We start from the raw sequence: 21773 nt of genomic DNA on the forward strand, positions 1-21773 counted from the left end.
GGTAAGTCGGTGAGGGACAGGTAACCGTCGGGTTTCAGCTACCGATACTCGCCGAGAGCGCCGGTCGGGGGCGGAGATGGACCGGCCATCGAGCGCGACGGGAGCGTGCGGCCGCCCGCTGGTGATTCTTCGGCAATGCAACCCGGTGATACCGGCCGCGTCATGCGTTTATTTCTCGCGCCCAAATCTTTATCATTCAGTAAATTGATTGGTATGGGTACCCGGGTACAATGACAACTGAGACTACTGCGGAGAGGGTCACCGTCGATCTCCACGTTCGATCACTCACACCCCGTGCCGGGCACGGCCGTCAGGAAGCGGTGATCGAGCGCCTCGAACGACTCGCGGACACCGGGCAAATCCACGAGTTCTCCGTTCACGTCTGGGGACGGCAGGTCAGCCTCTCGACGGCTGCCGCACGCACCGACGCGGGCCAGAACGTGCTGGACCGCGTCGAACGGTTCCGCGAATGGGCCGCGGACACGGATCGGTCGATCAGTTCCTTCTTCGAGACGCGGCGGGTCTCCTCGCAGATGACCGAGGAGAGTTACGTCGCCCTCGTGTTGCCGATGTTCACGCTCGCGGAGTACCACGACGGCGAGCTGGCGTACGTGGCTCCCTGTAGCGACGGGGACGGCGTCTGCACCGTGACCGACCGCCTCGACACCCTGGAGCACAGCACGACCGTCACCGAGACGCTCGAAGCCGACGGCAACGGGCAACTGATCGCAGAGGAGGCCGAGGAGTAATCAGGCCGGGGACCCCTCGTCCGGCGCGGGCACGAGGTGGTCACGGCCCCACTCACGCATCGCCTCGATCACCGGCGCGAGTTCCTCGCCGCGCTCGGTCAGCGCGTACTCGACGCGGAACGGCTTCTCGCTGACCACCGAGCGGGTGACGATCCCGCGTTCTTCCAGGTCCTCCAGACTGTCCGACAGCACCTTGCTCGACACCCCGTCGACCGCGTCTTTCAGCGCGTTGAATCCCAGCGGCCCCTCCGCGAGCAACCGGTCGACGATGACCGGATGCCACTTCTTCCCGATCAACGAGGCCGTCGCGGTCACCGCACACCACTCCTCGCCGGCACACCATATCTCGATGGGGTCGTCGTCGCTCATACCCGAATCCAGAACGTCCACCCTGATATAGTTACGTCCCGACACCTGGTTGTAGTGGGTAACCCTGGCCGGGAGCGTGACGAGGCCGATCCGCGAGTCGTTCTTGCCATCCAGTTCTCAGAATCTGATACGTTACACCCCGATTTAACACACTGCCGGGCCAGGGAGGTGATATGTACGAGATACTGATGCCCATCGACACCGACACCGACCGCGCGCTCAGACAGGCCCGGGCGGTCGAGGACCTGCCGGGTGGCCCCGAGGACGTTCACGTCACCGTCCTCCACTCCTTTACCGACAATCCCTCGGGCGCGTCGATCACACAGTTGCAGGCGGCCCGACGGGTCGAGTCTCACCTCGAAGACGCCGGCTACTCGGTGACGCTCGACGAACGATCCGGGAGTCCGGCCGACGCCATCCTCGACGTGGCCGCCGAGGACGACGTGGACCTCATCTGCATCGGCGGCCGCAAGCGGTCCCCCACCGGCAAAGTCCTGTTCGGGAGCGTCACCCAGAGCGTCCTGCTCGACGCCGACCGATCCGTGCTGGTCTGTCGGCGAAACGTCGACGCCTGACGCGAACCGGGCGCCTATTTAAATAACCAAGCATTTCCGGGTAAAATTTAATTCCAGAGGAGGTGATACTATCGCGTGCCGGTGGGTGGGTGGTTCATCGCTTCCGATTCTCACCGGCGGGAGACGCGCCCACGTCTCCCTCAACAGCCGTCCCGCAAGCACCACGTGCCAGCTTTGCCGCGATGCCGTTCCTCAGGCGGCATCACGGCTTCTTCTGATCGTCTCACCGACCGGGTTGGCGGCCGATCTCGCGAAAGGCCAGCTCGAAGTCCTCGAAGTCCGACAGCGACTCGGCCATCTCGCTTTCGAGCCGGTCGGCCCGTTCCCGCAACGCCGCCACGTCCTCGTTCTCCTCGAGTTCCCGGGGCGTCTTCTCGGCTTCGAGCAGGGCCAGTTTCGAGGTGACCTCGTAGTACTCAGTCAGCCGGTCGTCGTAAGCGTCGGCGGCGAGCTGTTGCTCGACCGCGCCGACGAGATCGGCGCTCTCGACCGGTTTACAGAGGTAGTCGTCGAACGGCATCTCGATGATGTCGAAGTCGGGATCGACGGCGGTGATCATGATGACCCGGCAGTCGACCCCGCGGTCGCGGAGTTCCGCGAGGACCTCGTCACCCGAGACGTCGGGCATCCGGCGGTCGAGCAACACCACGTCGACGCCGTCGGCCTTCTCGAGTGCTTCCTGCCCGCCGTAAGCGACCCGGACGTCGTAGTCACGCTCGAGTTTGAGCGCGTACACGTCGGCGACTTCCGTCTCGTCGTCGACGACGAGGACCGTCGCCGCCGCCGAATCGTTCCCCATACTACGTCCCTTTCGGAGCGGCGAGTTATAATTTTGCCCGCCAGATGACATCGACGCCGCCGAACCAAACCATTCACACCGGTCGGGCCCCTGGACTCGAACATGAGCGGCCACGAGACCGACACGGCGACGGGCCTGTCCGAGAAGGCCAAGTTCGCACTGGTTCTGAGCGGCGGCGTCGTCCTCCCCGGACTCGCCAACTACGCGCTCGGGGCGGCCGGCTACAGCACGCTCGGCAGTCTGGTGTGGGTTCTGGGCTACGTCGGCGCTGTCCTGATCCTCTGGTACGTCTGGGTCCGTCCGCTGGACCTGACCGGTCCCGCGTGACCGTGGGCGCGTAACGGAAGTTTTTAGGCCGCTACAGGGTCAGTCCTAGCCAAGAATGCTCGCGCTACCACTGCAGGTGATCGACAACTTCCTGCTCCAGTACAACGTCGGGCAGGCGCTGCTGGCGATCTTTATCCTGTCCGCCCTGGCTGCCCTGCCGCTGAAGTCCCAGCGTGTCTACGCCATGCAGTTCCTGGGTTTTGGACTTCTATTCCTGTTGACGCCCCAGAGCATGCTCGCGAAACCCCACTGGAAGTTCCTGGGTATCGCCCTGCTCGTGCTGGCCCCGATGGTCTACATCACGGCCAAACGATAATCAGTCGAGTTTTCCGAGTCCCGCGAAGAAGTCGAGCGGCGGCCCCGCGACTCTGACAGGCTTTTCCGCCCGTTCGAGCGTGACCGTCGCCGGCGGCGTCACCGCCTCGCTCGTCCGTCCGTCCCCGACGACCACTGCCCGCTCACTGTTCTCGACGGTAACCTCGACCTCGCTGTCGATGTCGACCACCAGCGGTGGCATCTCCGACTCGCCCGCCATCTCGGTAACGATCAGCCCGGACACGTCCGGGTGGACGAGCGGGCCGTCCTCGCTGAGGTTGTACGCGGTACTGCCGGTCGGCGTCGCGATCAACACGCCGTCGGCGTGGCCGTCGGTGTAGGTGGCGCCGTCGACCGTGACTTCGAGGTCGACGCCCTGTCCGTGCCCGCGCTGTGGTCCGAGGACGGCGACCTCGTTGATCGCCGGCGGGAGCGCCCAGCCGTCGCCGCGGGCCTGCAGTCGGTGCATCGACCGGGTGTCGGCCCCGCCGCCCTCGCGGATCTCCCGGACGACCCCGTCGACCGTCTCGACGGCCACGTCGGGCGAGACCGCGTTCAGGAAGCCGACTTCGCCGAGGTTGACGCCCATGATCGGCGTCGTTCCCGCGCCGCGGGCGGCAAAGAGGAAGGTGCCGTCGCCGCCGATGCTGACTACCAGGTCACGGCCGGCCATCTCGTCGACCGGGACGCCCTCGGCGTCGGTGCCGAGTCGTGCGGCGGTGGTCTCGTCGACGACTGTCGGCACGCCTTCGTCGTCGAGGTGTGTCCGGATCTCGTTGGCCAGCGCGGCGGCGCGGGGATTGTCCCGCTGGGCGACGATGCCGACGTTCATCCGTCTCGGGTTTGGCAACGGGTCACTATAAACCGGGCGGACCCGACCCGAGCGGGCGTATCGGGACGTGAGGCCCGGGTAACATTAATCACGAAGCATACCCAGGGTCGGGTATGGCCACCCGGCCGTCAGTGAGCCACGCATGAGTGAGGACGACGACTGGTTCGAGAGCGCCGTCGGTGACGAAGACGGCGACGACGCCGAGACCGCTGACGACGGGCACGACGACCGCGAGTCCGCCGACGAGGAGTCGCCGTTCGGCGACGACGCTGGCGACCCGTTCGGTGGCGACGACGGCGACGGATCGTCCGGTGACGACGCTGGCGGTGACTCTCCGTTCGGCGACGACAGCGACAGTCCGTTCGGAGACGACGATGCCGGCGGTTTCGGCGACGACAGCGCCGACGAGGGCGAGAGTCCGTTCGGCGGCGAGAGCGGTGACGGCGCGGCCTTCGGTGCCAGCGAGAGCGAGAGTCCGAGCGACGAGAGCCCGTTCGGCGGTGGCGGCGGCGACAGCGACGAGAGCCCGTTCGGCGGCGGTGGCGGCGACAGCGACGAGGACAGTCCCTTCGGCGGTGGCGGCGGGAGCGACGACGGCGGCCCCTTCGGCGGTGGCGGTGGTGGCGGCGGTGGCGGCGACGACGGCGAACTGTTCGACGACGACTTCGCCTCCGCGTTCGGATCGGCCGGCGGCGGTGGCGGCGGTGGCGGCGGCGGCAGCGAGTTCGACGACGAGGACTTCGAGTCCGACATCCCCCGCCTCGACGTGGGGATCACCGGCCTGGACGACATGATTCAGGGCGGCATCCCGCGTCGCCACCTCATCGTCACCATCGGCTCGGCCGGGACCGGGAAGACCACGTTCGGCCTCCAGTTTCTCCACCACGGCCTCGAGAAGGAGGAAACCGAGAAAGCCGTCTTCATCACGCTCGAACAGAGCCACGACGCGATCATGGCGACCGCCGACGAGCGCGACTGGAACTTCGCCGAACACGAGGACGAAGACAACCTCGCCATCATCGACTTGGACCCCGTGGAGATGGCCAACAGCCTCCAGAACATCCAGGCCGAACTCCCCGAACTCATCAAGGACTTCGGTGCCGACCGCCTCGTGCTGGACTCCGTGTCCCTGCTGGAGATGATGTACGACAACCAGGCCAAGCGCCGGACGCAGGTGTTCGACTTCACCCGCTCGCTGAAGAAAGCCGGTGTCACCACGATGCTCACCTCCGAGGCCAGCGAGTCCCACGAGTACGCCTCCCGCCACGGCATCATCGAGTACCTGACCGACGCCGTCTTCCACCTGCGGTACGTCCGCCAGGAGACCCGCGAGACCCGCATGGCCGTCGAGATCCAGAAGATCCGGAACGCCAACCACTCCCGGGAGACCAAACCCTACGAGATCACCGGCGACGGGATCTCCGTGTACCAGCAGGCCAACATCTTCTAACGACCTTTTTGCACGCTCGTCCGCCAGCCGCTCCGCTACTCCTCGATACCCGTTTCGAGTCGGTCCTCGGTGATCCACACGAGGAGTTTCGATCTGTTCTGCAGGTCGTACTCCTCGATAGAGAACGGAAACGTGTCCCGCCGGCCGTCGTCGGTCTCGGCGATCAGCTCGTAGCCTTCCCCCGTCTCGTCGAGGCCGGGGTCGAGTGTGGTCGACTCGCCCGCCGCCACGTCGACGGTATCCTCGAACACCGTCGCACTCTCGGCGGTGACGGTCACCGTCACCGTGCTGGTCGCGTCGCGCTGATTGTCGATTCGGATCGGGACGTTCCCTTCCGGATCGGCTGATCCACTCGGGGACGCTCCGTCGTCGATGTCGGCGTCATCACCGAGACACCCACCGAGGGCAACACAGCCGGTCCCGACCGCGGCGAGGAGGGCACGCCGTCGCATGGTCGGGGGGTCATCGAGTCGGGGTAAATGTCTTCTGTCGCGCGTCACCGCGCGACGGTCACCGGGACCGTCGCGTTCCGGACGACGTTCTCGGCGACGCTGCCGAGCAGGATGCGAGTGACCCCCGAGCGACCGTGGCTCCCCATCACGATCCGGTCGATGTCGTGTTCCGCCGCGTACTCGACGATAGCGCGGGCGGGCTTGCCGACCACTGTGTCGGTCGTGATGGCCGCGTCGAGGTCCCGGCCCTCCGCCTCCAGTTCTTCGAGCAACTCCTCGGCGTCTTCCTTCGCGTGTTCGTACCACTCCTCGGACGCGGCGGGGAACGACGCGCCGGCGCTGTACCCCGCCTCCGTCGGGTTGATGACGTGCAACAGCACGAACTCCGCCTGGGGGTGCTCCTGCATGGCGAAGTCACAGGCCTCCCGGGACTGCTCGGAGCCGTCGACGGGAACCAGGATGCGCTTTCCCATGCGTAGAGGTAACATGGCACGCGACAAAGGTGTAGCGGCTGTCCGCCGGGGCGCTCAGTCCCGCCCGTGCTTGGTCACACAGACTGGGAGCCCGATCAACTCCACGGGTTCGGAGTTGTCCGGCGAGTAGACGACCATCTGGCCTTTCTCCATGTAGGGCACCTTTGCTTCGAGGTTCGACGGGATGTTCACCGCCGAGATGGCGTCCTCGTCGCCGAGGTTCAGGACGACGGTGGTGTTGATCTGCTTGAACACGGGTTCGGCGATGTCCTGAGGGTCCTGGGTGATGAGAAAGAGGCCCAGCCGCTCTTTCCGGCCCTGTTTGGCGGCCTCGGTGAACTTCGAGATGACCTTGCCCGCCTGCACGCTGTCGGCGTCGGTCAGGAAGTTGTGCGCCTCGTCCATGCCGACCACGAGGGGCGTCTCCTTGATCCGGTCGTAGCGCGGGTCGTTCGACAGTTTCTCGTCCACGAGGAGACTGGACACCGCGAGGACGATGGTCTCCGTGGTGCGGGTGTCGTTGATGTGGTAGGTGGGAACGACGGTGAGTCCCCCTGGCCGGACGAGTTCGTGAATCTGCTCGGTGATCGGTCGAGCGTCCTGATCGAACACGTCGCCGAAGCCCCGCACACGGCGGCGAATGGCGTCGAAGGTAGCTTCGTGGACGCGCCCGCTCTCGTCGAGTTCCTCCTTCAGCGCGGGGTCGTCGAGGAACGAGACGAACTGCTGGTAGGTTCCTTCGGCACCGTAGTTGTCGAAAAAGCGGTTCAGAAGGTACCGGAGGCCGCCGTACTGGTTGTCGTTGAGCCCGCTCCCGGCGACCAGCCACGGGTTGCCCCGCACCATCGAGAAGGGGATGGTGAACGCCACCTGCTCGGCGCGGTGGTGGTCGGCGGCGTAGGTCGACCCGTCGACCTTCGGGACGAACGCGATGGTGTCGTCGTGGCCGCCGTAGGCGACACCCTCGCGCTCCAGCCGTCGGCGGTCGTCGTCGTCCAGGTCGGGGTTGTCGTCGTGCATCTGAGCGTACTCGTCCTGCGGGTCGAACTGGACGACGGCGGCCTGGACCTCGCGGTCGTCGCCGGACTCGACGGGGTAGGTTCGATCATCGTCGAGGTACTGTCTGAGGATGTTCTTCGAGCCGTGGGTCTTCCCCGACCCCGTGCCGCCGGCGACGAGGGTGTGCCGGAAGACCAGCGGGTCGCCGGCGTCGTAGTCGTCTTTCAGCCGGTAGTCGATGGTCGGCGGTTCGGCCGCGGTCTGGACGCGCTCGCCACCCACCGCGAGGTGGCCCAGGAACACCCCGTCCTCGGGCATCTTCAGCCCGGTCTTGATCTCGGATTTGTCAGTGGCGGGCCGCACCACCGTCTCGGGCTTGGGCACGCGGTCGGTCATCCGCCGTTTCAACTCCCCGTCCTGCTCGAACAACACCGCCACGGGTTCGAGCGTGGCCATGAACTTGAAGTCCTGTTCGTCGATGCCCCGTTGACGCATCGCGCGGCGGGCGTGGATCTCGGTGGCGTCGTCGGTGCGGAACTCCTGGGCGTATTCGAGGGCGGTGATCCGGCAGAACAGCCGTTCGCCGTCGGGATAGGGCACGAGCAGGTACTTGCCGATCCGGACGGTGGAGCGGTTCTCGACGGTGACGTAGGCCCGCAGCTCCGTGTCGTCGGGGTCCTCGCTGATCGTCAGCCCCTCCGATGCCGAGAGGACGCCGATGCCGCGGTCTTTCCCCGCGGGTGATACGTCGACGGTCTCGAACTCCGGTGTCTCGTCGTCGGGTGTTCCCACGTCCTCGGTCACCGCCGATTCGCTCGCCGTCTCGGCCGCGTCGGGCGTCTCGTCGTCGGCCGACTCGTCCTCGGTGCCGCCGCCGGACGCCTCGTCCCCGCTCCCGTCGAAATCGGTGAAATCGCCCAGATCTGACATACCAGCCACATCGGCCCGGCGGGTCAAACACGTTTCCCCCGCGGGCGGGCCGCGCCGATCACCGCCGACGCGGGCTTTTTGCCCGCCGGTCGCGTACTTGCGGCTATGTTACTCATCCGAGGCTCCGCCGGGGGGACGGACCTGACCGGCACGCTGTACGAACGCGGCGAGTCCTCGCCGTCGTTCAAGGGTGCGCCCGACGAAGACGCGCCCTACATCTGGGTCTGCGATTCGTTCTACGAGGTCGAGAGCGGCGGCCAGTCGACAACCATCGCGGGCCGCGACCTCAACGTCGCCTTCGAGACGCCGATGCCCCACGGCTTCGAGACCCGCGAGCGCGCCATCGAGGCCGCCAAGGAACACGTCCGCACCCAGTTCGCCCGCGTCGGCGTCGACGCCGACGACGTGGAAATCGAAGTCACGAAGACCGAGGCCGAGACCCACTAGAACTCCACGCCCTCCCAGCGCACGTCGTTGTACTCGCGCTGGCGGTCGCTCGAAAAGGTCTCCTCCAGCTGGCGCTGCAGGGCGGCTTTCTCCTGTCGGCTGATCCGCGCCAACTCGTCGGCTTTCTCGACGGCCAGCGGCGGGCCGGTCCGGGCGGCCACGTCGGAGACGACCTGCATGGTCAGGTCCTCGCGCAGGGCCTCGTCTCTCGTGAACGCGTAGGGCGCTTCCACCCGGTAGACCAGTTCCTCGCGGGGGTCGTAGATCACGAAGAACGTGACCTCGTAGGCCTCGGGGTCGAGTTCCTTCGTCAGGTCCAGATCGAGGTCGCTCTCGACGGAGAGGGGACAGTCCGCGCCGGCCCGGGAGACGAACCAGTTGGTGAAGGTCAGCACGTCGGTGTCGGTCTCGCCGTCGTCGTCGGTGCGCCGGAGGATCTGCTCGAACAGGGCGGCGTCGTTGACCCACGGGGCGGCGGACTTCCGGCGCACGGTTCGGGTTATCGCCTTCGAGGCCGTGCTCTTGACGAAGCCCACCAGCGGTACGTCACGCTGGACGAACCGTTCCACGAGGTCGACGTAGTGCTGGACCACGTCGCGTGGGCGTTCGTCCTCGACGAGCAGTTCCGCGAGTGTGGGGTCTTGGTCGGTCCACTTCAGCAGGCCGGTGGGGTAGATGGGCCCGTCCAGGATCAGCAGGTCCGCCACCATGTCGGCGTTGAGTTTGGCGTGGGTACTCTCGGCGAGGTAGAGCGCCAGGGCGTGGACGACGGTCTGTTCGAACCGGTCGACGCGGGGGGCCTGGAGGATGCGCCCGCGGCCGTACCCCTGATCGAACAGGCTCCAGTCGTCTTCGGTCACGTCGACGGTGCCGTCGTTCGAGTGGACGGTGCTGACGATGGTGCGGCCCCGATGCAGATCCAGATCGGAGGGGACGGCGGCCATCGCGGCCTGGGCCACGTCGATGACGAGGCCGTTCTTGAACGTCGTGGGGTTGATGGTCCCCGAATCGAGGCCGTGCTGGGTGGGGAACGGCGACTCCATCAGCGCCGCGTCCTCGACGTCGACGAGCCGACAGCGCTGGTCGCCGAGCGGTTCGAGGATGGGCGTGCCCTCGTGGTAGAGGGGGTCGAGGAAGTCGGCCCAGACGGTACTGGCGAGGTCCCGGTGGTCGCTGGCGTCGACACCGCTCTCGATGCGGCCGGCGAGCTGGGCGATCCCGTCGAAATGCACCGGGTCGAGCGTCATTATCCGGTCGAACGGATGGGGGCGGGAAAAGTGTCCGGGGCCGGCGGGCGGGTTCGGGATGGCCGGCCTACTCGTCGCGGCCGGTCTTCTCGTCCAGCACTTCCTTGATCGCGGTGACGTAGGAGTTGAAATCGCGGATGGTCGCGCCGTCGGTGGTGAGGAACACGCCGTCGCGGTCGCTGGTTACCCGGAGGAGAAAGCCGTTCTCGAAGACGCGGATGGTGTAGCGGTACTCGCCGAGCTCGGTGCCACGGTAGGCGTCGGTCGTGTTCTTGAAGCCGCGCCACTCGTGGCCGATGAAACTGTCCAGATCGGCGTCGCGTTCGAGGTCATCGCGGAGATACAGTTGCTCGAAGTTCGAGCGCGTGAAGTAGGTCAGCGAGCGGAGGCTGTCACCCGCCGCCGTGCGTGCGGTCGTCACCAACTTCTCGGCGAAGGCCTCGTCCACGATGGTCGTCTCCATGCGTTAGCCCTGGCTGTCCTGTTATATAACGTCGGTGGTCTCCGATACTCCTGCCGGGGGCTCGGACGCGGCGGGGCAGGTCCGACGCCTCTTTACCGCACCGTGGCGACGCCTCGCGTATGCAGGTGGGTCTGGTCATCCTCGACGGCTGGGGTCTCAACCCCGACGAATCGGCCCGCGACGCCGTGCGGGCCGCCGACACGCCGACCGTCGACCGCTTCCGCGAGCAGGGCGCGTCGACCACACTGGAGACACACGGCCGCCGGGTCGGACTCCCGGAGGGACAGATGGGCAACAGCGAGGTCGGCCACCTCAACATCGGTGCCGGCCGCGTCGTCAAACAGGAGACGACACGGATCACCGACGACATCCGCGACGGCGACCTCGGCGACAACGAGGCCCTGAACTCGGCGTTCGACTACGCTCGCGACAACGACGGCCGCGTCCACTTCATGGGTCTGGTCAGCGACGGCGGCGTCCACTCCGCCCAGTCACACCTCCACGCGCTGATCGACATCGCCGCCGAGCGCGACGCCGAAGCCGTCACCCACGCCTTCACTGACGGGCGGGACACCGCGCCCACGGGCGGCGAGGCGTACCTCGACGCGCTCGAAGCCCACGCCGATGACCGGGGCACCGGCCACGTCGCGACCGTCACCGGCCGCTACTACGCCATGGACCGCGACCAGAACTGGGAGCGCACGAAGAAAGCCTACGACGCCATCGTCGAGCGCGAGGCCGAGTACACCGCTCCGAGCGCCGTCGACGCCGTCACCCAGTCCTACGACCGGGACACCACCGACGAGTTCGTCGAGCCGACGCTGGTCGAGGGGCGACCCGCGCTCTCTGATGGCGACTCGATCGTCTTCTTCAACTTCCGCTCGGACCGGGCCCGCCAGCTGACCCGGATGCTGGCCGACATCGACCCCGAGTGGGACTTCGCGACCGACCCGCCCGAGACGCGACTGGTCACGATGACCGAGTACGACAAGACCTTCGACCTGCCGGTCGCGTACCCGCCCCACCAGCCCGCGGACGTGCTGGGCGAAGTCCTCGCCGACACCGACCACACCCAGGTGCGCATCGCCGAGACCGAGAAGTACGCCCACGTCACCTACTTCCTCAACGGCGGGCGCGAGGTGGAGTTCCCCGGCGAGATCCGCGAGATCGTCGAGAGTCCGGACGTGCCGACATACGACCAGCAACCCGAGATGAGCGCGCCCGCGGTGACCGACACCGCTATCGATCTGATCGAGTCCGAGGACCCCGACGCGCTGGTCCTCAACTACGCGAACCCCGACATGGTGGGCCACACCGGCGACTTCGACGCCGCCGTCGAGGCCGTCGAGGCCGTGGACGAACAGGTCGGCCGGCTGGTCGACGCCATCCACGCGGCGGGCGGGGCCGCCCTCGTCACCGCGGACCACGGCAACGCCGACGACATGGGCACCGTCGAGAATCCGCACACCGCCCACACGCTCAACCCCGTTCCGTTCGTCTACCTCGACGCCGAGGGGACCGACGGCGGCCATACGGCCAGAGACGGTGGCACGCTCGCGGACGTGGCCCCGACCCTGCTGTCGTTGATGGGCATCGAAAAACCCGACGCGATGACCGGCGAGTCACTGCTTCAGTGATCACTCGGCCGGATCGGGGGCCTCGTCGGGGACGGCCGCGGCGAAGAGCCGGTAGCCGGAGACGGCACCCAGTAGGCCGAGCGCCGCGGCCAGGGCGACCGACCCCGAGAGAAACATCCCGACGAAAACGAGCGGTGCGCTCCCCGCGAGGGCGACGCCGGCCGGGATCGGATCGACGCCGGCGGTTCGGCGGGCGCTCGCCTCGCGGGCCACCTGCTCCGGTGCCAGCAGGAGCGGGACCAGCAGGAAGATGCCGGCGGCGGTCGCCAGCCCCGCCAGCAGGCCCGGGAGCGGATCGGGGAACACGACGTACCCCACGACGCCGAGGCTCCCGCCAGCCGTGACGGCGAGGCCGAGCCGTCCCACTGTCACGGCGAGACCGGGGGAACTCGTCTCGTCGGCCATGTCCACCCAGAGCGGGCGGGGCCACTTAACCGGCCGGAAGCGGATCGGTCAGGCCGCCTGTCCCCGGACCGGCCCGGACGTGCCGACCAGCAGCGTGCCCGCGGCCAGCGCGAGGACGCCCGTCGGGAGCAAGAGGACGGGCGCGCTCTCGATCACGCCGAGCAGTTCGATCCCGACGACGACGGCACCGAGTACCAGCGCCGCGGTGCCCGCGAGCAGTCGCGAATCCACGCGGATCACCCTGTCGGCAGTACGACGCCCTGACTGGTCAATCCGCCTGCGTGTTCCTTGCCAGTCAGGTTCCACCCGAGTATCAAATCCTGTCAGACGGTAGTAAGTTGTATACACCGGGAGTCCCTACACGCCGAGAAATGAGCCCCTTCGGCTCTTTCGATCTCGACGACGACGACCGCATGTCGATCTATCGCTACGTCGAACGTCACGGGACCGTCGACACCAGCGAGGCCGCCGAACACGTCGGTATCGACCCCGAAACCTTCCGCCATCACGTCTCGATCCTGAAACGGGACGGGTACGTCCGCGAGACCGACGACGGGAAACTCCGGGTCCAGCTCGACTGCGGCGAGAGCGAAGAACACGAGACGGCGGGACTGCACTACGAGATCAGACCGGCCTGTCAGGCCGACGCGACGGGATTGCTCGGCGTCGTCCGCGAGGTCGCCGACCAGCGAGAGCATCTGGTCGCCGAGAGCGTCGCGGAACAACTCGAGTACGAGGACGCGCTCTTTCGTAACAACGCCGGCGAGACCCGCGTGTTCTTCGTCGCCACCGTCGAGGACGAGGTCGTCGGCTGGTGCCAGGTCGAGATTCCGCGGCTGGCGAAACTCGCCCACACCGCCGAGATAACCGTCGGCGTCCTCGTGGAGTACCGCCGGTACAGCATCGGCAGCCACCTCCTCCAGCGCGGGATGGAGTGGGCCCGCACCAACGGCTGTCGGCGCGTGTACAACTCCCTGCCCGAGACCAACGACCTCGCGGTCTCGTTCCTGCAGGAGAACGGCTGGCGCATCGAGGCCGTCCGGAACGACCACTTCGAGATCGACGGCGAACCGGTCGACGAGATCATGCTCGCCGCCGATCTGGGCGGTCCGGAACCGGTCCGCGGCGGGTGACTTACCCCGTCCGGAACGAGTAATCCAGCGTGTCCGCCGAGTGGGTCAGGCTCCCCATCGAGATCACGTCCACGCCCGTCGCCGCGTAGTCGGGCACGTCCGCGACGGTGATCCCGCCCGAGGCTTCGGCGAGCGTGTCGTCGTCGCGCTCGCGGAGTTTCGCGACGGCCTCGGCGGTCTCGTCGGGGGTCATGTTGTCCAGCAGGACGATGTCCGCGCCGGCGTCGGCCGCCCGCGGCGCGTCGTCCGGACTCTCCACCTCGACTTCGATCTTCGTGGCGAAGGAGGCCCGCTCGCGGAAGTGTTCCACCGCGCCTTCGAGGCCCATCTCCGCGACGTGGTTGTCCTTGACCATCACCATGTGCGAGAGATCCAGCCGGTGGGTGTCGCCGCCGCCGGCGACGACCGCGCGCTTCTCCACACCGCGCAGGCCCGGCGTCGTCTTGCGGGTGGCCGCGATGGTTACCGCGTCGTCGACCTCGCGGGCGGCCTCGACCGCGCGGCGGGTCTTCGTCGCGACGCCGGAGGCGTGGCCTGCGACGTTGACCGCGACGCGCTCGCCGCGCAGGACCTCTCGTGCGGGGCCCGCCACGCGCAGGACGGTCCCGCCGCTCTCGACGCGGTCGCCGGCCTCCGCGGCGCGCTCGGCGGTCACGTCCAGATACTCGAAGACGGCACAGGCGGCGTCGAGGCCGGCGACGATACCGGGTTCCTTGGCGACGAGTCGCCCCGTCGTCTCCCCCGGGACCTCGTTGGTCACGTCGTGGTGGCCCAGGTCCTCCCGGAGCCAGTCCTCGACTGTCGAGTCGGGGAGCATCAGTCGTCGGCCCGCGGTTCGGGTGCCTGACCCCCGTCCGCGCTCGCCTCCTCGACGAGGTGGTGACAGCCCACCGACTCCTCGTTCTCGGCGGCCTGCCGGGCGATCAACAGCGCCGTGACGCTGGCCGCCCGGAGTTCGTACAGCGACCGCGAGGTCCGGGTCCGGGTGTAGGCGTCGACCTCACCCTTCAGCCGGCGCAGGACCGCCATCGCACGGCCGAGGTCGTCGGGATCACGCTCCAGCCCGACGTACTCGTCCATCACGCGCCGGAGCCGGTGGAACTTCTCCTCGGCGAACCGCTCGGGCAGCTCGGGGTCCCGCTCCAGCAGTTCCGGCGCTTCGATCACGTCCACGTCCTTGCCTGCGGCGTCTTCGCCGGCGCGCAGGCCCCAGACCAGCCCCTCCAGCAGGGACGTGGAGGCCAGCCGGTTCGCGCCGTGGACACCCGTGCGGGCGCACTCCCCGACGGCGTAGAGCCGGTCGAGGCTCGCCCGGCCGTGTTCGTCCACGTCGATCCCGCCACAGAGGAAGTGCTCGGCGGGCGCGACCGGGATGCCGTCCTCGTAGTCGACGCCGTGGTCCTCGCACTTCTCGACGAGATCCGGGAACTCGCCGGCGAAATCGAGCGGGCTCACGTCCAGCGTGACCTCGCCGGTTGCGTCCCGTTCGGTCTTGACCGCGCGGGCCACCACGTCCCGGGGCGCGAGTTCGGCGTCCTCGTGGTAGTCGGGCATGAACCGCTCGCCATCGCCGTTGCGGAGGACCGCGCCCTCGCCCCGGACGGCCTCGGAGACGAGGAACGGGCTGTCGTTCGCCACGCAGACGGTCGGGTGGAACTGGACGTACTCCATGTCCGTCACGTCCGCGCCCGCGAGCGCGGCCATGGCGATGCCGTCGCCCGTCGAGCCGGCGGGGTTGGTCGTCCGCGGGTAGAGGTCGCCGATGCCGCCGGTGGCGAGGACGACCGCGCCCGCGTAGGTGGGTTCGAAGTCCCCGTCCGACTCCAGGACCGCGCCGTGGACCCGGCCCTCGTGGCGGATCAGTTCGAGCGCGGCGGTGTCGTCCCGGATCGTCACGTCGTCGTGGGAATCGAGGTAGTTCAGGAAGGGGACGTGGATGTGCTTGCCCGTCGAGGCGTCGACGTGCAGGATGCGGTTCGAGGAGTGGGCGGCCTCGCGACCGAAGTCGAAGCCGGATTGGCCGTTCGTGTCGAACTCCACGTCGAGCGTCTCCAGCAACACGTCCTCGACCGCTTCGTTGGCGTTCTCGACCAGCACGTCCACGGCGTCGGGATCGGCCGTGTCGCTGGAAGCCTCCAGGATGTCGGCCTTGAACTGCTCGGGGTCGTCCCGGGCGATGGCGATGCCGCCCTGTGCCCACCACGAGGAGGCACCCTCCGGACGGGTGGCCTTCGTCGCGACGGTCACGTCCGCGCCCTCCCGGGCCGCGGCGAGCGCGCTCGCGAGGCCGGCGATGCCGGAGCCGACGACGAGAACGTCGGTTTCGGTGTGGTCAGTCATCGGTTAGATCTCCAGCATCCGGTCCAGCGCGACCTGTGCGAGTTCCTTCTCCTCGGGGGCGACCTCGATGACGTTGCGCTCGCGGCCCTCCAGCAGTTCCTCCAGCACCCACGTCAGGTAGTTGGGGTCGATCTGGCGCATGGCGTTGCAGTCCATGCAGGCGTCGCCACAAAGGGGCAGGACCTCGACCTCGGGGTGCCAGCGGTCGAGGTGCTTGGCGAGGTGGATCTCGGTGCCGATGGCCCAGGTGTCGCCGGGGTCGGCGTCCTCGACGGTCTGGCAGATGGTCGAGGTGGAGCCGACCACGTCGGCGGCCTCGACGACCTCGCGGCGACACTCGGGGTGGACGACCACGTTGGCGTCCGGGCGCTCCTCGCGGAGGTCCTCGATGTGGCTCGCGCGGAACCGCTCGTGGACCTGGCAGTAGCCGTCCCAGAGGATGATGTCGTTCTCGGCCGCGGCGCTGGCGTCTTTGCCCTCGGGGTCCCAGGGGTCCCACTCGACGATCTCCTCGGCCATGTCGAGTCGGTGGGCCGTGTTCTCTCCGAGGTGCTTGTCGGGGAGGAACAGGACCTTGTCGCCCTTCTCGAAGGCGTACTCGAAGGCCTTGTGGGCGTTCGAGGAGGTACAGACCAGCCCGCCCTGCTCGGCACAGAAGGCCTTCAGGTCGGCGTAGCTGTTCATGTACGTGATCGGGATGATGTCGTCGTCGGTCTCGGCGGTGATCTCCGCCCAGGCGGCGTCGACCTGCAGGGCCTCGGCCATCCCGGCCATCGGACAGGACGCCTCCATGCTCGGGAGGATCACCGACTGGTCGTCGTCGGTGATGATGTCCGCGGACTCGGCCATGAACGTCACGCCGCCGAAGATCACGTAGTCGGCGTCGGCGTTGGCCGCCTCCTTGCTCAGCTGGTAGGAGTCGCCCACGAAGTCGGCGTGCTCGACGATCTCGCGGCGCTGATAGTTGTGTCCCAGGATGACGACGTCGTCACCCAGTTCGGCCAGGGCGGCCTCGATGCGCTCGGTGCGCTCGTCCTCGTCGAGGTCCCGGTAGGCCGGCGGGAGCTGTTCCAGATTGTCGTACTTGAAGAGACTCAGGTCCGTCTCGAACTGCGCTGTTTCCATTTCCGGCACGTGGACCACCCGATTGGTGTTGTATGTCGTACGGTATCCGGTATTGAAAAGATTTTGCCTTCAATGTGCGGTTCCGGTGGGATTCCACGCAGATATTGCCGGGGTCGGGCCGACATCCCGACTGAGGCGGCGGTTCAGCGGCTACCGCGCCGCTCTGGGGGCCGTGGTCGACGATCCGTCTCGGGTCCGGTCGAACCGTTCGGTCCCACGGGTGACGCCCACGGCCGACGTGTCCGAGGGGTGCCTCTGACGCTCCGCCGCCCGTTTTCGGAGTTGTACGGTCTTGGCTGTCGTCCGAACAGTAGGATTAAAGTATAGGTTGCCACGATGACAAACAAGTATGGACCGCCGAAAGTTCCTCGCCGCGACGGGAAGCGCCCTCGGTGCCGCGAGTCTGGCCGGCTGTGGCCTGCTCGGGTCGAGTGAACTGCCGCCGCCGCGAAAGTCGGACGTGTTCGAGCCGGTGGAGGTCTCCGCGAACGCGCTGGTCGTCCCGCTGGAGGACCAGCCCGAAGCCGAAGCCGCCGCCACGGACGGCAACAACGCTGTCGCCGCGGATGCGGTCGGATCGCTCGCACCCGTCGGCGTCGCTCGCGCGGCCAAAGGCCGGGGTGCCGTCGGCCGCGGGAGCGGCAGTTCCTACGCGGGCGCGCCCCACGGCGCGCACGGCCGTGCCATCTGGCACGGCGAGGACGACGACGACGACTGGCGGGACAACCACCAGAGTCAGATCGAGATGTACCAGGTTGCCATCCCCGCGGTCGCGTTCGCCCGCGTCGGTGGCCCCACCGACGACGAGGACAACCTCCCCGGTGCGGGACCGCCCGGCAACTGGGACGCGCGGATGGAGAACGTCGAGGCGGGCGAGCAGGTCCGCTGGGAACGCGACCTCCGCGAGGGCTGGTACCGCGTCGGTGCCAACCTCCAGGCCGAGAACGCCGACCGCGATCTGGGCTGGTCAGCCGTCGATCTGAACGTCGTCGAGAGCGGCGGCCAGTTCGAGATCGACGAGAAGTGGAAGGTCGAGCCCCGACTGAACACGTCGGACTGAGCCGTCGTGACGACGCCCTCCAGACGCAGTACGGTTTTCGGACTCACGTTCGTCGTCGCCTTCTGTAGCATCGTCTACGAACTCGTCTACTCCGAACTGCTCACGGTGATCTTCGGGGGCACGGTCGTCCGCTACTCCATCACCATCGGCCTCTTTCTGTTCTCGCTGGGTATCGGTGCCTTCGCCTATCGCTACGTCGACGACGACCCGGCGAACTTCTTCCGACTGGAGGTGTACCTCGCGCTGGCGGGCCCGCTCGGACTCGTCTTCATCGTCGCCGTCAACTCCGTCCCCGTCCCGGGCTCTCAGACCGTGGAACTCGTCGCCGAGACGGTCGCGCTGTGGATCTCGCACCTCCCCATCGTCGTCGTCGGCGTCCTCTCGGGCCTGGAGATTCCCTTCCTCACCGACCTCGCCGACGCCGAGGTCGACGCCGACCTCGGCGCGCTCGCGGTCGTCGGCTCGCTCGGTCGTGGCTCCCGGCGACTCGCACGAGGGCTGTTCGGCCTGCTCTTTCGGATCTCCGACCCCGACGAAACCGCCGACTCCGCCGACGGAACCGACGAGGAGGGAAGCTTCTCCGCGATCCTCGGGATGGACTACCTCGGGAGCCTCGTCGGGACGGTCACCTACGCGCTGGTGCTGTACCCCTCGCTGGGCCTGATCGCGGCGGTGTTCGTCCTCGGCCTCCTGAACGCGGCGGCCGCCCTCGCCGTCTACCTGCTGTACCGGGACCGGCCGGCCGGCGATTCGTCGGCCGGACCGGGGGCCACCTTTGCCACCGGCGTCCGGGCGTTGCTGGTCGTCTGTGTCGTCGCCTCGACGGCCTACGCCGGCGCGCTGGCGGCCGACGACCGCGTCGAGTCGGAACTCCGGACGCTGTACCTCGAAGAAGGAATCGAGGACGAGTACCCCGACCGGAACATGGCGGTCTCGATCACCGATCACGAGACCACCCGGTACCAGGACATCGTCCTCTACGAGCGCGAGTGGACCGGCTCCGGCGCGACCGACCCGTTCCCCGACGGCCCCGAGACCTGCCTCCGGCTGGACGCGGCGATCCAGCTCTGTGAGAGCTGGGCCGAGTCCTACCACCACGGCCTCGTGGACGTGCCCGCGGCGTTCGAGCCCCTGGCCGACCGGAACCTCTCGGACGACCGCGTCCTCCTGCTGGGTGGCGGCGACTGGATCGCCGCCAACTACCTGCGCGACCACGGCGCGACCGTCGATATGGTCGATCCCGACCGGGAGTTCCAGCGCTACGCCAAGGATCACCCGTTCTTCCAGCGGTACCACGACGACGCCTACCGCTACGAGAACCTCACGGTCCACCGTCAGGACGGCTACGCGTACCTCCGGGAGACCGACCGGCAGTACGACCTGATCCTGCTGGACCTGCCCGGCGCGCGTAGCGACGACCTCCTCCATCTGTACTCGACGGAGTTCTACCGCCAGGTCCGCCAGCACCTCACCGACGACGGGCTGGCGGTGACGTGGGCGTACTCCCGCTACGGGTTCCCGAGACACCGGAGCGCGTACCTCACGACCATCGAAGCCGCCGGCTTCGACTCGTACATGCCCTACCACGCCTACGGCGACGCCAACGACGACGGTCGGGCCGAACGGGGCGAACTGTTCTACGCCCTCTCGCCGGGCCCGACGCCCGACCTCGACCTCGACTCGGGCGGGGCGTACCTCGACCGCCACCGCGACCGCTACGCCGCCCGGGAGTGGCGGCCGGTTCCCTCGTTCCGCGGCGTGGCTCCCAACAGCGTCTTCCACCCAAACTATGACATCATCGTCGACTACGGACCCTGAGGTCCACGCGGAGCGGCTGTTCGTCGGCTTCGGGAGCGACAGCCCCGACTGCGACCGGCTGACGGTGTTCGCCGAGACCACCGTCGATCTCTGTGGCGCACCCGCCGAGATCGTCGTCATCGGGAGTTCCCACTACGTCTACGCCCCCGATCTGGGGTTCCGGGAGATCATCTCCTGTAAGTCGCTCTCCCACGACGCCGTGGCCGAACTCCCCCTGCCCGGGGGCGAGGCCCGGCGACTCCGCTACGCCGGCGAGTCGGTGACCGCCGAGACCAGCGTCTCGATCCGCGACATCGAGACCTACCCCGCCGGACGCGACTTCGAGCTGGCCTACGAGTTCGCGCCCGACGCCTACACCGCTATCGCGGTCGACGGCGACAGCTACGAGACCTATCACACCTACCCCGAACACGGCTGTCTGGTGTACTCCGAAACCGATCTCCAGCGGACCGCCGACGCGACCGACGCCGAGCGAGCGGTCGATCAGCGATAGATCTCCCGGCGCTCCCGGTCGGAGAGGTCGACGCTGGCGTTCGCTGGGACCCGGCAAAAGGAACACTCGTCGGAACTGGCGACCGTCGAGAGGGTGAACGTCAGCCCGAACAGACGGAGGACCTTCTCCTCGCGGCGTTCGATGACGCGGTCGGCGTCGTGGCCGCAGTACTGGCAGTGGTCGCGCTCGATCTCGGTCTGGTAGGAGACGAGGTCGTACCCGAACCAGCCCAACCCGGCGTAGGCCTCGTCGCGGGTCGTCTGCACGAGGTCGGGTTCGCTTTCGGTGTCGAACGACTCCCGGGCGATGGAGTTGGCCTCGCCCTCGTCGCGTTCGCGCCGGAGCGACATCTCCTCGCCCAGGGACAGCGAGTTGCGGTCGCCGGTCAGTTCGAGGAGCACGGTCTCGTCGGTGCCGCGGACGCGGACGGAGTTGTGGTCGCCGGCCAGTGCGAGTCGGAACTCGTCGGCCGCGGGGGTCACGTCGACGGCACAGCGCTCGCCGGTGACGGCCAGGCTCTCGACGGTCCCGGCGTCGACGCTCTCGCGGTCGCCGCCGACCGTCGCCTCGTACTCGCCGGATTCGGGTGCAGGACTCATGACAGGACGGGTTCGTTTGCACTGGGGCGGCGGCGGGCTTGAAAGTTCGTGGTCAGTTCTCAGGCGCTACAGACCCGGTGGAGGTCGTCGAGCGAGTCGATGTCCCACGTGGGCCAGACGTTGAGGTCCCAGTCGGTGCGGTGGGGACGGCGGATGAACGCGGAGTCGATGCCGGCGTTCTCCGCGGCCCGGATGTCGGACTCGTTGTCGCCGACGTACAGCGCCGAGTCCGCGTCGAGGTCGGCGAGCGCCCGCTCCAGGTAGTGCGCGTTGGGCTTGCGGAGGTCGAGGCTCTCGATGGTCGCCTCGCGGCCGTAGGCGGTGTCGAACAGCCCGTCGATCTCGAAGTGATCGAGCAGGAAATCGACCGTCGCCTGCTGGTTCGAGCTGACGATGCCGCGCTTGACGTCGAGGTCCGCGATGGTCGATACGTCGCCGTACGGCGTCTTCCGGCCGGCTCGCGCCTCCGCCTGCTGGGCCTCCGAGACCGTGCGGTCGCGGGTGCTCCAGAACGCGTCGGGGTCGAGATCGTACGTGTCACAGACGGACGCGACCTGTGCTGGGGTCGCGCCGATGGTCATATCCTCGACGTGGTCGGTGCCCGGGTCGGTGACGCCGAACTGCGCGAACGCGTCGGCAGTGGCCTCCCGGAGTACCTCGAAGTGCGTCCGACCGACGAGGACACCGTCGTTGTCGAAGACGACGGTATCGTAAGTCATACTACCTGTAGTGTGGG

26 protein-coding genes are annotated in these 21773 nt (G+C 67.8%); 11 read left to right on the forward strand and 15 right to left on the reverse strand.

The window, feature by feature from the left end; all coding sequences use genetic code 11:
• Positions 1 to 230: 230 nt before the first annotated feature.
• The gene (locus tag ACOZ4N_RS18495; protein WP_424017834.1) at positions 231 to 749 is read left to right on the forward strand and encodes an HTH domain-containing protein; all 519 of its coding nucleotides are present in this window, start codon (positions 231 to 233) and stop codon (positions 747 to 749) included.
• Here ACOZ4N_RS18495 and ACOZ4N_RS18500 read toward each other — a convergent pair whose 3' ends face one another.
• Positions 750 to 1118: a winged helix-turn-helix transcriptional regulator gene (locus tag ACOZ4N_RS18500; protein WP_424017835.1), complete on the reverse strand. Its 369-nt coding sequence runs from the start codon at positions 1116 to 1118 to the stop codon at positions 750 to 752.
• 173 nt (positions 1119 to 1291) lie between these two features.
• On the opposite strand from ACOZ4N_RS18500, the gene ACOZ4N_RS18505 reads away from it, so the two are divergent.
• On the forward strand, positions 1292 to 1693 hold the full coding sequence (locus ACOZ4N_RS18505; RefSeq protein ID WP_424017836.1) for a universal stress protein: 402 nt from the start codon (positions 1292 to 1294) through the stop codon (positions 1691 to 1693).
• A gap of 223 nt (positions 1694 to 1916) precedes the next feature.
• On the opposite strand, the gene ACOZ4N_RS18510 is transcribed toward ACOZ4N_RS18505, so the two are convergent.
• Entirely contained in the window at positions 1917 to 2492 is a 576-nt protein-coding gene (locus ACOZ4N_RS18510; protein ID WP_424017837.1) for a response regulator, read from the reverse strand.
• 102 nt (positions 2493 to 2594) lie between these two features.
• On the opposite strand from ACOZ4N_RS18510, the gene ACOZ4N_RS18515 reads away from it, so the two are divergent.
• On the forward strand, positions 2595 to 2819 hold the full coding sequence (locus tag ACOZ4N_RS18515) for a hypothetical protein (protein WP_424017838.1): 225 nt from the start codon (positions 2595 to 2597) through the stop codon (positions 2817 to 2819).
• A 55-nt stretch (positions 2820 to 2874) separates the two neighbouring features.
• On the forward strand, positions 2875 to 3135 hold the full coding sequence (locus ACOZ4N_RS18520) for a hypothetical protein (protein ID WP_092688845.1): 261 nt from the start codon (positions 2875 to 2877) through the stop codon (positions 3133 to 3135).
• Here the strand turns inward: ACOZ4N_RS18520 and ACOZ4N_RS18525 are convergent, their stop codons facing one another.
• A complete protein-coding gene (locus ACOZ4N_RS18525) occupies positions 3136 to 3966 on the reverse strand; it encodes an NAD(+)/NADH kinase (RefSeq protein ID WP_424017839.1) in 831 nt (276 codons plus the stop codon).
• Between the two features lie 142 nt (positions 3967 to 4108).
• On the opposite strand from ACOZ4N_RS18525, the gene ACOZ4N_RS18530 reads away from it, so the two are divergent.
• On the forward strand, positions 4109 to 5416 hold the full coding sequence (locus tag ACOZ4N_RS18530) for a KaiC domain-containing protein (RefSeq protein ID WP_424017840.1): 1308 nt from the start codon (positions 4109 to 4111) through the stop codon (positions 5414 to 5416).
• A 35-nt stretch (positions 5417 to 5451) separates the two neighbouring features.
• Here the strand turns inward: ACOZ4N_RS18530 and ACOZ4N_RS18535 are convergent, their stop codons facing one another.
• From ACOZ4N_RS18535 to ACOZ4N_RS18545, 3 genes are read right to left on the reverse strand one after another with little or no spacing between them, the layout of a single operon-like run.
• Positions 5452 to 5868, reverse strand: a complete 417-nt coding sequence (locus ACOZ4N_RS18535) for a hypothetical protein (RefSeq protein ID WP_424017841.1) — start codon at positions 5866 to 5868, stop codon at positions 5452 to 5454.
• Between the two features lie 44 nt (positions 5869 to 5912).
• Positions 5913 to 6341 carry a universal stress protein gene (locus ACOZ4N_RS18540; RefSeq protein ID WP_424017842.1) on the reverse strand — a complete coding sequence of 143 codons (429 nt, stop codon included), beginning with the start codon at positions 6339 to 6341 and terminating at the stop codon, positions 5913 to 5915.
• A gap of 54 nt (positions 6342 to 6395) precedes the next feature.
• A complete protein-coding gene (locus ACOZ4N_RS18545; RefSeq protein ID WP_424017843.1) occupies positions 6396 to 8270 on the reverse strand; it encodes an ATP-binding protein in 1875 nt (624 codons plus the stop codon).
• A gap of 105 nt (positions 8271 to 8375) precedes the next feature.
• Between ACOZ4N_RS18545 and ACOZ4N_RS18550 the strand changes: the two genes are divergently transcribed.
• Positions 8376 to 8717, forward strand: a complete 342-nt coding sequence (locus ACOZ4N_RS18550; protein ID WP_424017844.1) for a DUF7113 family protein — start codon at positions 8376 to 8378, stop codon at positions 8715 to 8717.
• Here ACOZ4N_RS18550 and ACOZ4N_RS18555 read toward each other — a convergent pair.
• Both ACOZ4N_RS18555 and ACOZ4N_RS18560 read right to left on the reverse strand, forming a co-directional pair.
• Positions 8714 to 9964 (reverse strand): DNA double-strand break repair nuclease NurA, encoded by a 1251-nt coding sequence (locus ACOZ4N_RS18555; RefSeq protein WP_424017845.1) that lies wholly within the window; start codon positions 9962 to 9964, stop codon positions 8714 to 8716. The genes ACOZ4N_RS18550 and ACOZ4N_RS18555 overlap by 4 nt on opposite strands.
• 67 nt (positions 9965 to 10031) lie before the next feature.
• Complete coding sequence (locus tag ACOZ4N_RS18560) at positions 10032 to 10427, reverse strand: DUF7522 family protein (RefSeq protein ID WP_424017846.1); 396 nt, start codon at positions 10425 to 10427, stop codon at positions 10032 to 10034.
• 119 nt (positions 10428 to 10546) lie between these two features.
• On the opposite strand from ACOZ4N_RS18560, the gene gpmI reads away from it, so the two are divergent.
• Positions 10547 to 12064 carry a 2,3-bisphosphoglycerate-independent phosphoglycerate mutase gene (gene gpmI / locus ACOZ4N_RS18565; protein ID WP_424017847.1) on the forward strand — a complete coding sequence of 506 codons (1518 nt, stop codon included), beginning with the start codon at positions 10547 to 10549 and terminating at the stop codon, positions 12062 to 12064.
• Here gpmI and ACOZ4N_RS18570 read toward each other — a convergent pair whose 3' ends face one another.
• Both ACOZ4N_RS18570 and ACOZ4N_RS18575 read right to left on the reverse strand, forming a co-directional pair.
• Positions 12065 to 12469 carry a hypothetical protein gene (locus tag ACOZ4N_RS18570; protein ID WP_424017848.1) on the reverse strand — a complete coding sequence of 135 codons (405 nt, stop codon included), beginning with the start codon at positions 12467 to 12469 and terminating at the stop codon, positions 12065 to 12067.
• A 48-nt stretch (positions 12470 to 12517) separates the two neighbouring features.
• Entirely contained in the window at positions 12518 to 12700 is a 183-nt protein-coding gene (locus ACOZ4N_RS18575) for a hypothetical protein (RefSeq protein ID WP_424017849.1), read from the reverse strand.
• 140 nt (positions 12701 to 12840) lie between these two features.
• Between ACOZ4N_RS18575 and ACOZ4N_RS18580 the strand changes: the two genes are divergently transcribed.
• A complete protein-coding gene (locus ACOZ4N_RS18580; protein ID WP_424017851.1) occupies positions 12841 to 13602 on the forward strand; it encodes a GNAT family N-acetyltransferase in 762 nt (253 codons plus the stop codon).
• Between the two features lies 1 nt (position 13603).
• On the opposite strand, the gene nadC is transcribed toward ACOZ4N_RS18580, so the two are convergent.
• From nadC to nadA, 3 genes are read right to left on the reverse strand one after another with little or no spacing between them, the layout of a single operon-like run.
• Positions 13604 to 14419, reverse strand: coding sequence for a carboxylating nicotinate-nucleotide diphosphorylase (nadC, locus tag ACOZ4N_RS18585; protein WP_424017852.1), 816 nt, complete (start codon positions 14417 to 14419; stop codon positions 13604 to 13606).
• Positions 14419 to 15942: an L-aspartate oxidase gene (locus ACOZ4N_RS18590; protein WP_424017853.1), complete on the reverse strand. Its 1524-nt coding sequence runs from the start codon at positions 15940 to 15942 to the stop codon at positions 14419 to 14421. Before ACOZ4N_RS18590 ends, nadC begins: the two co-directional genes overlap by 1 nt.
• A gap of 3 nt (positions 15943 to 15945) precedes the next feature.
• Positions 15946 to 17067, reverse strand: coding sequence for a quinolinate synthase NadA (nadA, locus tag ACOZ4N_RS18595; RefSeq protein ID WP_424017854.1), 1122 nt, complete (start codon positions 17065 to 17067; stop codon positions 15946 to 15948).
• Between the two features lie 349 nt (positions 17068 to 17416).
• Here nadA and ACOZ4N_RS18600 point away from each other — a divergent pair, with 349 nt between their 5' ends.
• Genes ACOZ4N_RS18600 through ACOZ4N_RS18610 form a run of 3 tightly spaced genes read left to right on the forward strand, consistent with a single transcriptional unit; the run spans position 17417 to position 20438 of the window.
• Positions 17417 to 18127, forward strand: a complete 711-nt coding sequence (locus ACOZ4N_RS18600; protein WP_424017855.1) for a hypothetical protein — start codon at positions 17417 to 17419, stop codon at positions 18125 to 18127.
• A gap of 6 nt (positions 18128 to 18133) precedes the next feature.
• Positions 18134 to 19945, forward strand: a complete 1812-nt coding sequence (locus tag ACOZ4N_RS18605; protein ID WP_424017856.1) for a spermidine synthase — start codon at positions 18134 to 18136, stop codon at positions 19943 to 19945.
• Positions 19917 to 20438: a DUF2617 family protein gene (locus ACOZ4N_RS18610; protein ID WP_424017857.1), complete on the forward strand. Its 522-nt coding sequence runs from the start codon at positions 19917 to 19919 to the stop codon at positions 20436 to 20438. The genes ACOZ4N_RS18605 and ACOZ4N_RS18610 overlap by 29 nt, the downstream gene beginning before the upstream one ends.
• Here ACOZ4N_RS18610 and ACOZ4N_RS18615 read toward each other — a convergent pair.
• A complete protein-coding gene (locus ACOZ4N_RS18615; RefSeq protein WP_424017858.1) occupies positions 20429 to 21037 on the reverse strand; it encodes a hypothetical protein in 609 nt (202 codons plus the stop codon). The genes ACOZ4N_RS18610 and ACOZ4N_RS18615 overlap by 10 nt on opposite strands.
• Before the next feature lie 59 nt (positions 21038 to 21096).
• On the reverse strand, positions 21097 to 21756 hold the full coding sequence (locus ACOZ4N_RS18620; protein ID WP_424017859.1) for an HAD family hydrolase: 660 nt from the start codon (positions 21754 to 21756) through the stop codon (positions 21097 to 21099).
• Positions 21757 to 21773: the final 17 nt, after the last annotated feature.

The sequence above is a fragment of the Halorientalis pallida genome (genome assembly GCF_049605515.1).
Taxonomy (GTDB): Archaea; Halobacteriota; Halobacteria; order Halobacteriales; family Haloarculaceae; genus Halorientalis; species Halorientalis pallida_A.

Excerpts from the sequence above, each read along its gene's own strand:
- ACOZ4N_RS18495 (WP_424017834.1), top strand. The coding sequence starts at position 231 with ATGACAACTGAGACTACTGCGGAGAGGGTCACCGTCGATCTCCACGTT.
- ACOZ4N_RS18500 (WP_424017835.1), bottom strand. The coding sequence starts at position 1,118 with ATGAGCGACGACGACCCCATCGAGATATGGTGTGCCGGCGAGGAGTGG.
- ACOZ4N_RS18505 (WP_424017836.1), top strand. The coding sequence starts at position 1,292 with ATGTACGAGATACTGATGCCCATCGACACCGACACCGACCGCGCGCTC.
- ACOZ4N_RS18510 (WP_424017837.1), bottom strand. The coding sequence starts at position 2,492 with ATGGGGAACGATTCGGCGGCGGCGACGGTCCTCGTCGTCGACGACGAG.
- ACOZ4N_RS18515 (WP_424017838.1), top strand. The coding sequence starts at position 2,595 with ATGAGCGGCCACGAGACCGACACGGCGACGGGCCTGTCCGAGAAGGCC.
- ACOZ4N_RS18520 (WP_092688845.1), top strand. The coding sequence starts at position 2,875 with ATGCTCGCGCTACCACTGCAGGTGATCGACAACTTCCTGCTCCAGTAC.
- ACOZ4N_RS18525 (WP_424017839.1), bottom strand. The coding sequence starts at position 3,966 with ATGAACGTCGGCATCGTCGCCCAGCGGGACAATCCCCGCGCCGCCGCG.
- ACOZ4N_RS18530 (WP_424017840.1), top strand. The coding sequence starts at position 4,109 with ATGAGTGAGGACGACGACTGGTTCGAGAGCGCCGTCGGTGACGAAGAC.
- ACOZ4N_RS18535 (WP_424017841.1), bottom strand. The coding sequence starts at position 5,868 with ATGCGACGGCGTGCCCTCCTCGCCGCGGTCGGGACCGGCTGTGTTGCC.
- ACOZ4N_RS18540 (WP_424017842.1), bottom strand. The coding sequence starts at position 6,341 with ATGGGAAAGCGCATCCTGGTTCCCGTCGACGGCTCCGAGCAGTCCCGG.
- ACOZ4N_RS18545 (WP_424017843.1), bottom strand. The coding sequence starts at position 8,270 with ATGTCAGATCTGGGCGATTTCACCGATTTCGACGGGAGCGGGGACGAG.
- ACOZ4N_RS18550 (WP_424017844.1), top strand. The coding sequence starts at position 8,376 with ATGTTACTCATCCGAGGCTCCGCCGGGGGGACGGACCTGACCGGCACG.
- ACOZ4N_RS18555 (WP_424017845.1), bottom strand. The coding sequence starts at position 9,964 with ATGACGCTCGACCCGGTGCATTTCGACGGGATCGCCCAGCTCGCCGGC.
- ACOZ4N_RS18560 (WP_424017846.1), bottom strand. The coding sequence starts at position 10,427 with ATGGAGACGACCATCGTGGACGAGGCCTTCGCCGAGAAGTTGGTGACG.
- gpmI (WP_424017847.1), top strand. The coding sequence starts at position 10,547 with ATGCAGGTGGGTCTGGTCATCCTCGACGGCTGGGGTCTCAACCCCGAC.
- ACOZ4N_RS18570 (WP_424017848.1), bottom strand. The coding sequence starts at position 12,469 with ATGGCCGACGAGACGAGTTCCCCCGGTCTCGCCGTGACAGTGGGACGG.
- ACOZ4N_RS18580 (WP_424017851.1), top strand. The coding sequence starts at position 12,841 with ATGAGCCCCTTCGGCTCTTTCGATCTCGACGACGACGACCGCATGTCG.
- nadC (WP_424017852.1), bottom strand. The coding sequence starts at position 14,419 with ATGCTCCCCGACTCGACAGTCGAGGACTGGCTCCGGGAGGACCTGGGC.
- ACOZ4N_RS18590 (WP_424017853.1), bottom strand. The coding sequence starts at position 15,942 with ATGACTGACCACACCGAAACCGACGTTCTCGTCGTCGGCTCCGGCATC.
- nadA (WP_424017854.1), bottom strand. The coding sequence starts at position 17,067 with ATGGAAACAGCGCAGTTCGAGACGGACCTGAGTCTCTTCAAGTACGAC.
- ACOZ4N_RS18600 (WP_424017855.1), top strand. The coding sequence starts at position 17,417 with ATGGACCGCCGAAAGTTCCTCGCCGCGACGGGAAGCGCCCTCGGTGCC.
- ACOZ4N_RS18610 (WP_424017857.1), top strand. The coding sequence starts at position 19,917 with ATGACATCATCGTCGACTACGGACCCTGAGGTCCACGCGGAGCGGCTG.
- ACOZ4N_RS18615 (WP_424017858.1), bottom strand. The coding sequence starts at position 21,037 with ATGAGTCCTGCACCCGAATCCGGCGAGTACGAGGCGACGGTCGGCGGC.
- ACOZ4N_RS18620 (WP_424017859.1), bottom strand. The coding sequence starts at position 21,756 with ATGACTTACGATACCGTCGTCTTCGACAACGACGGTGTCCTCGTCGGT.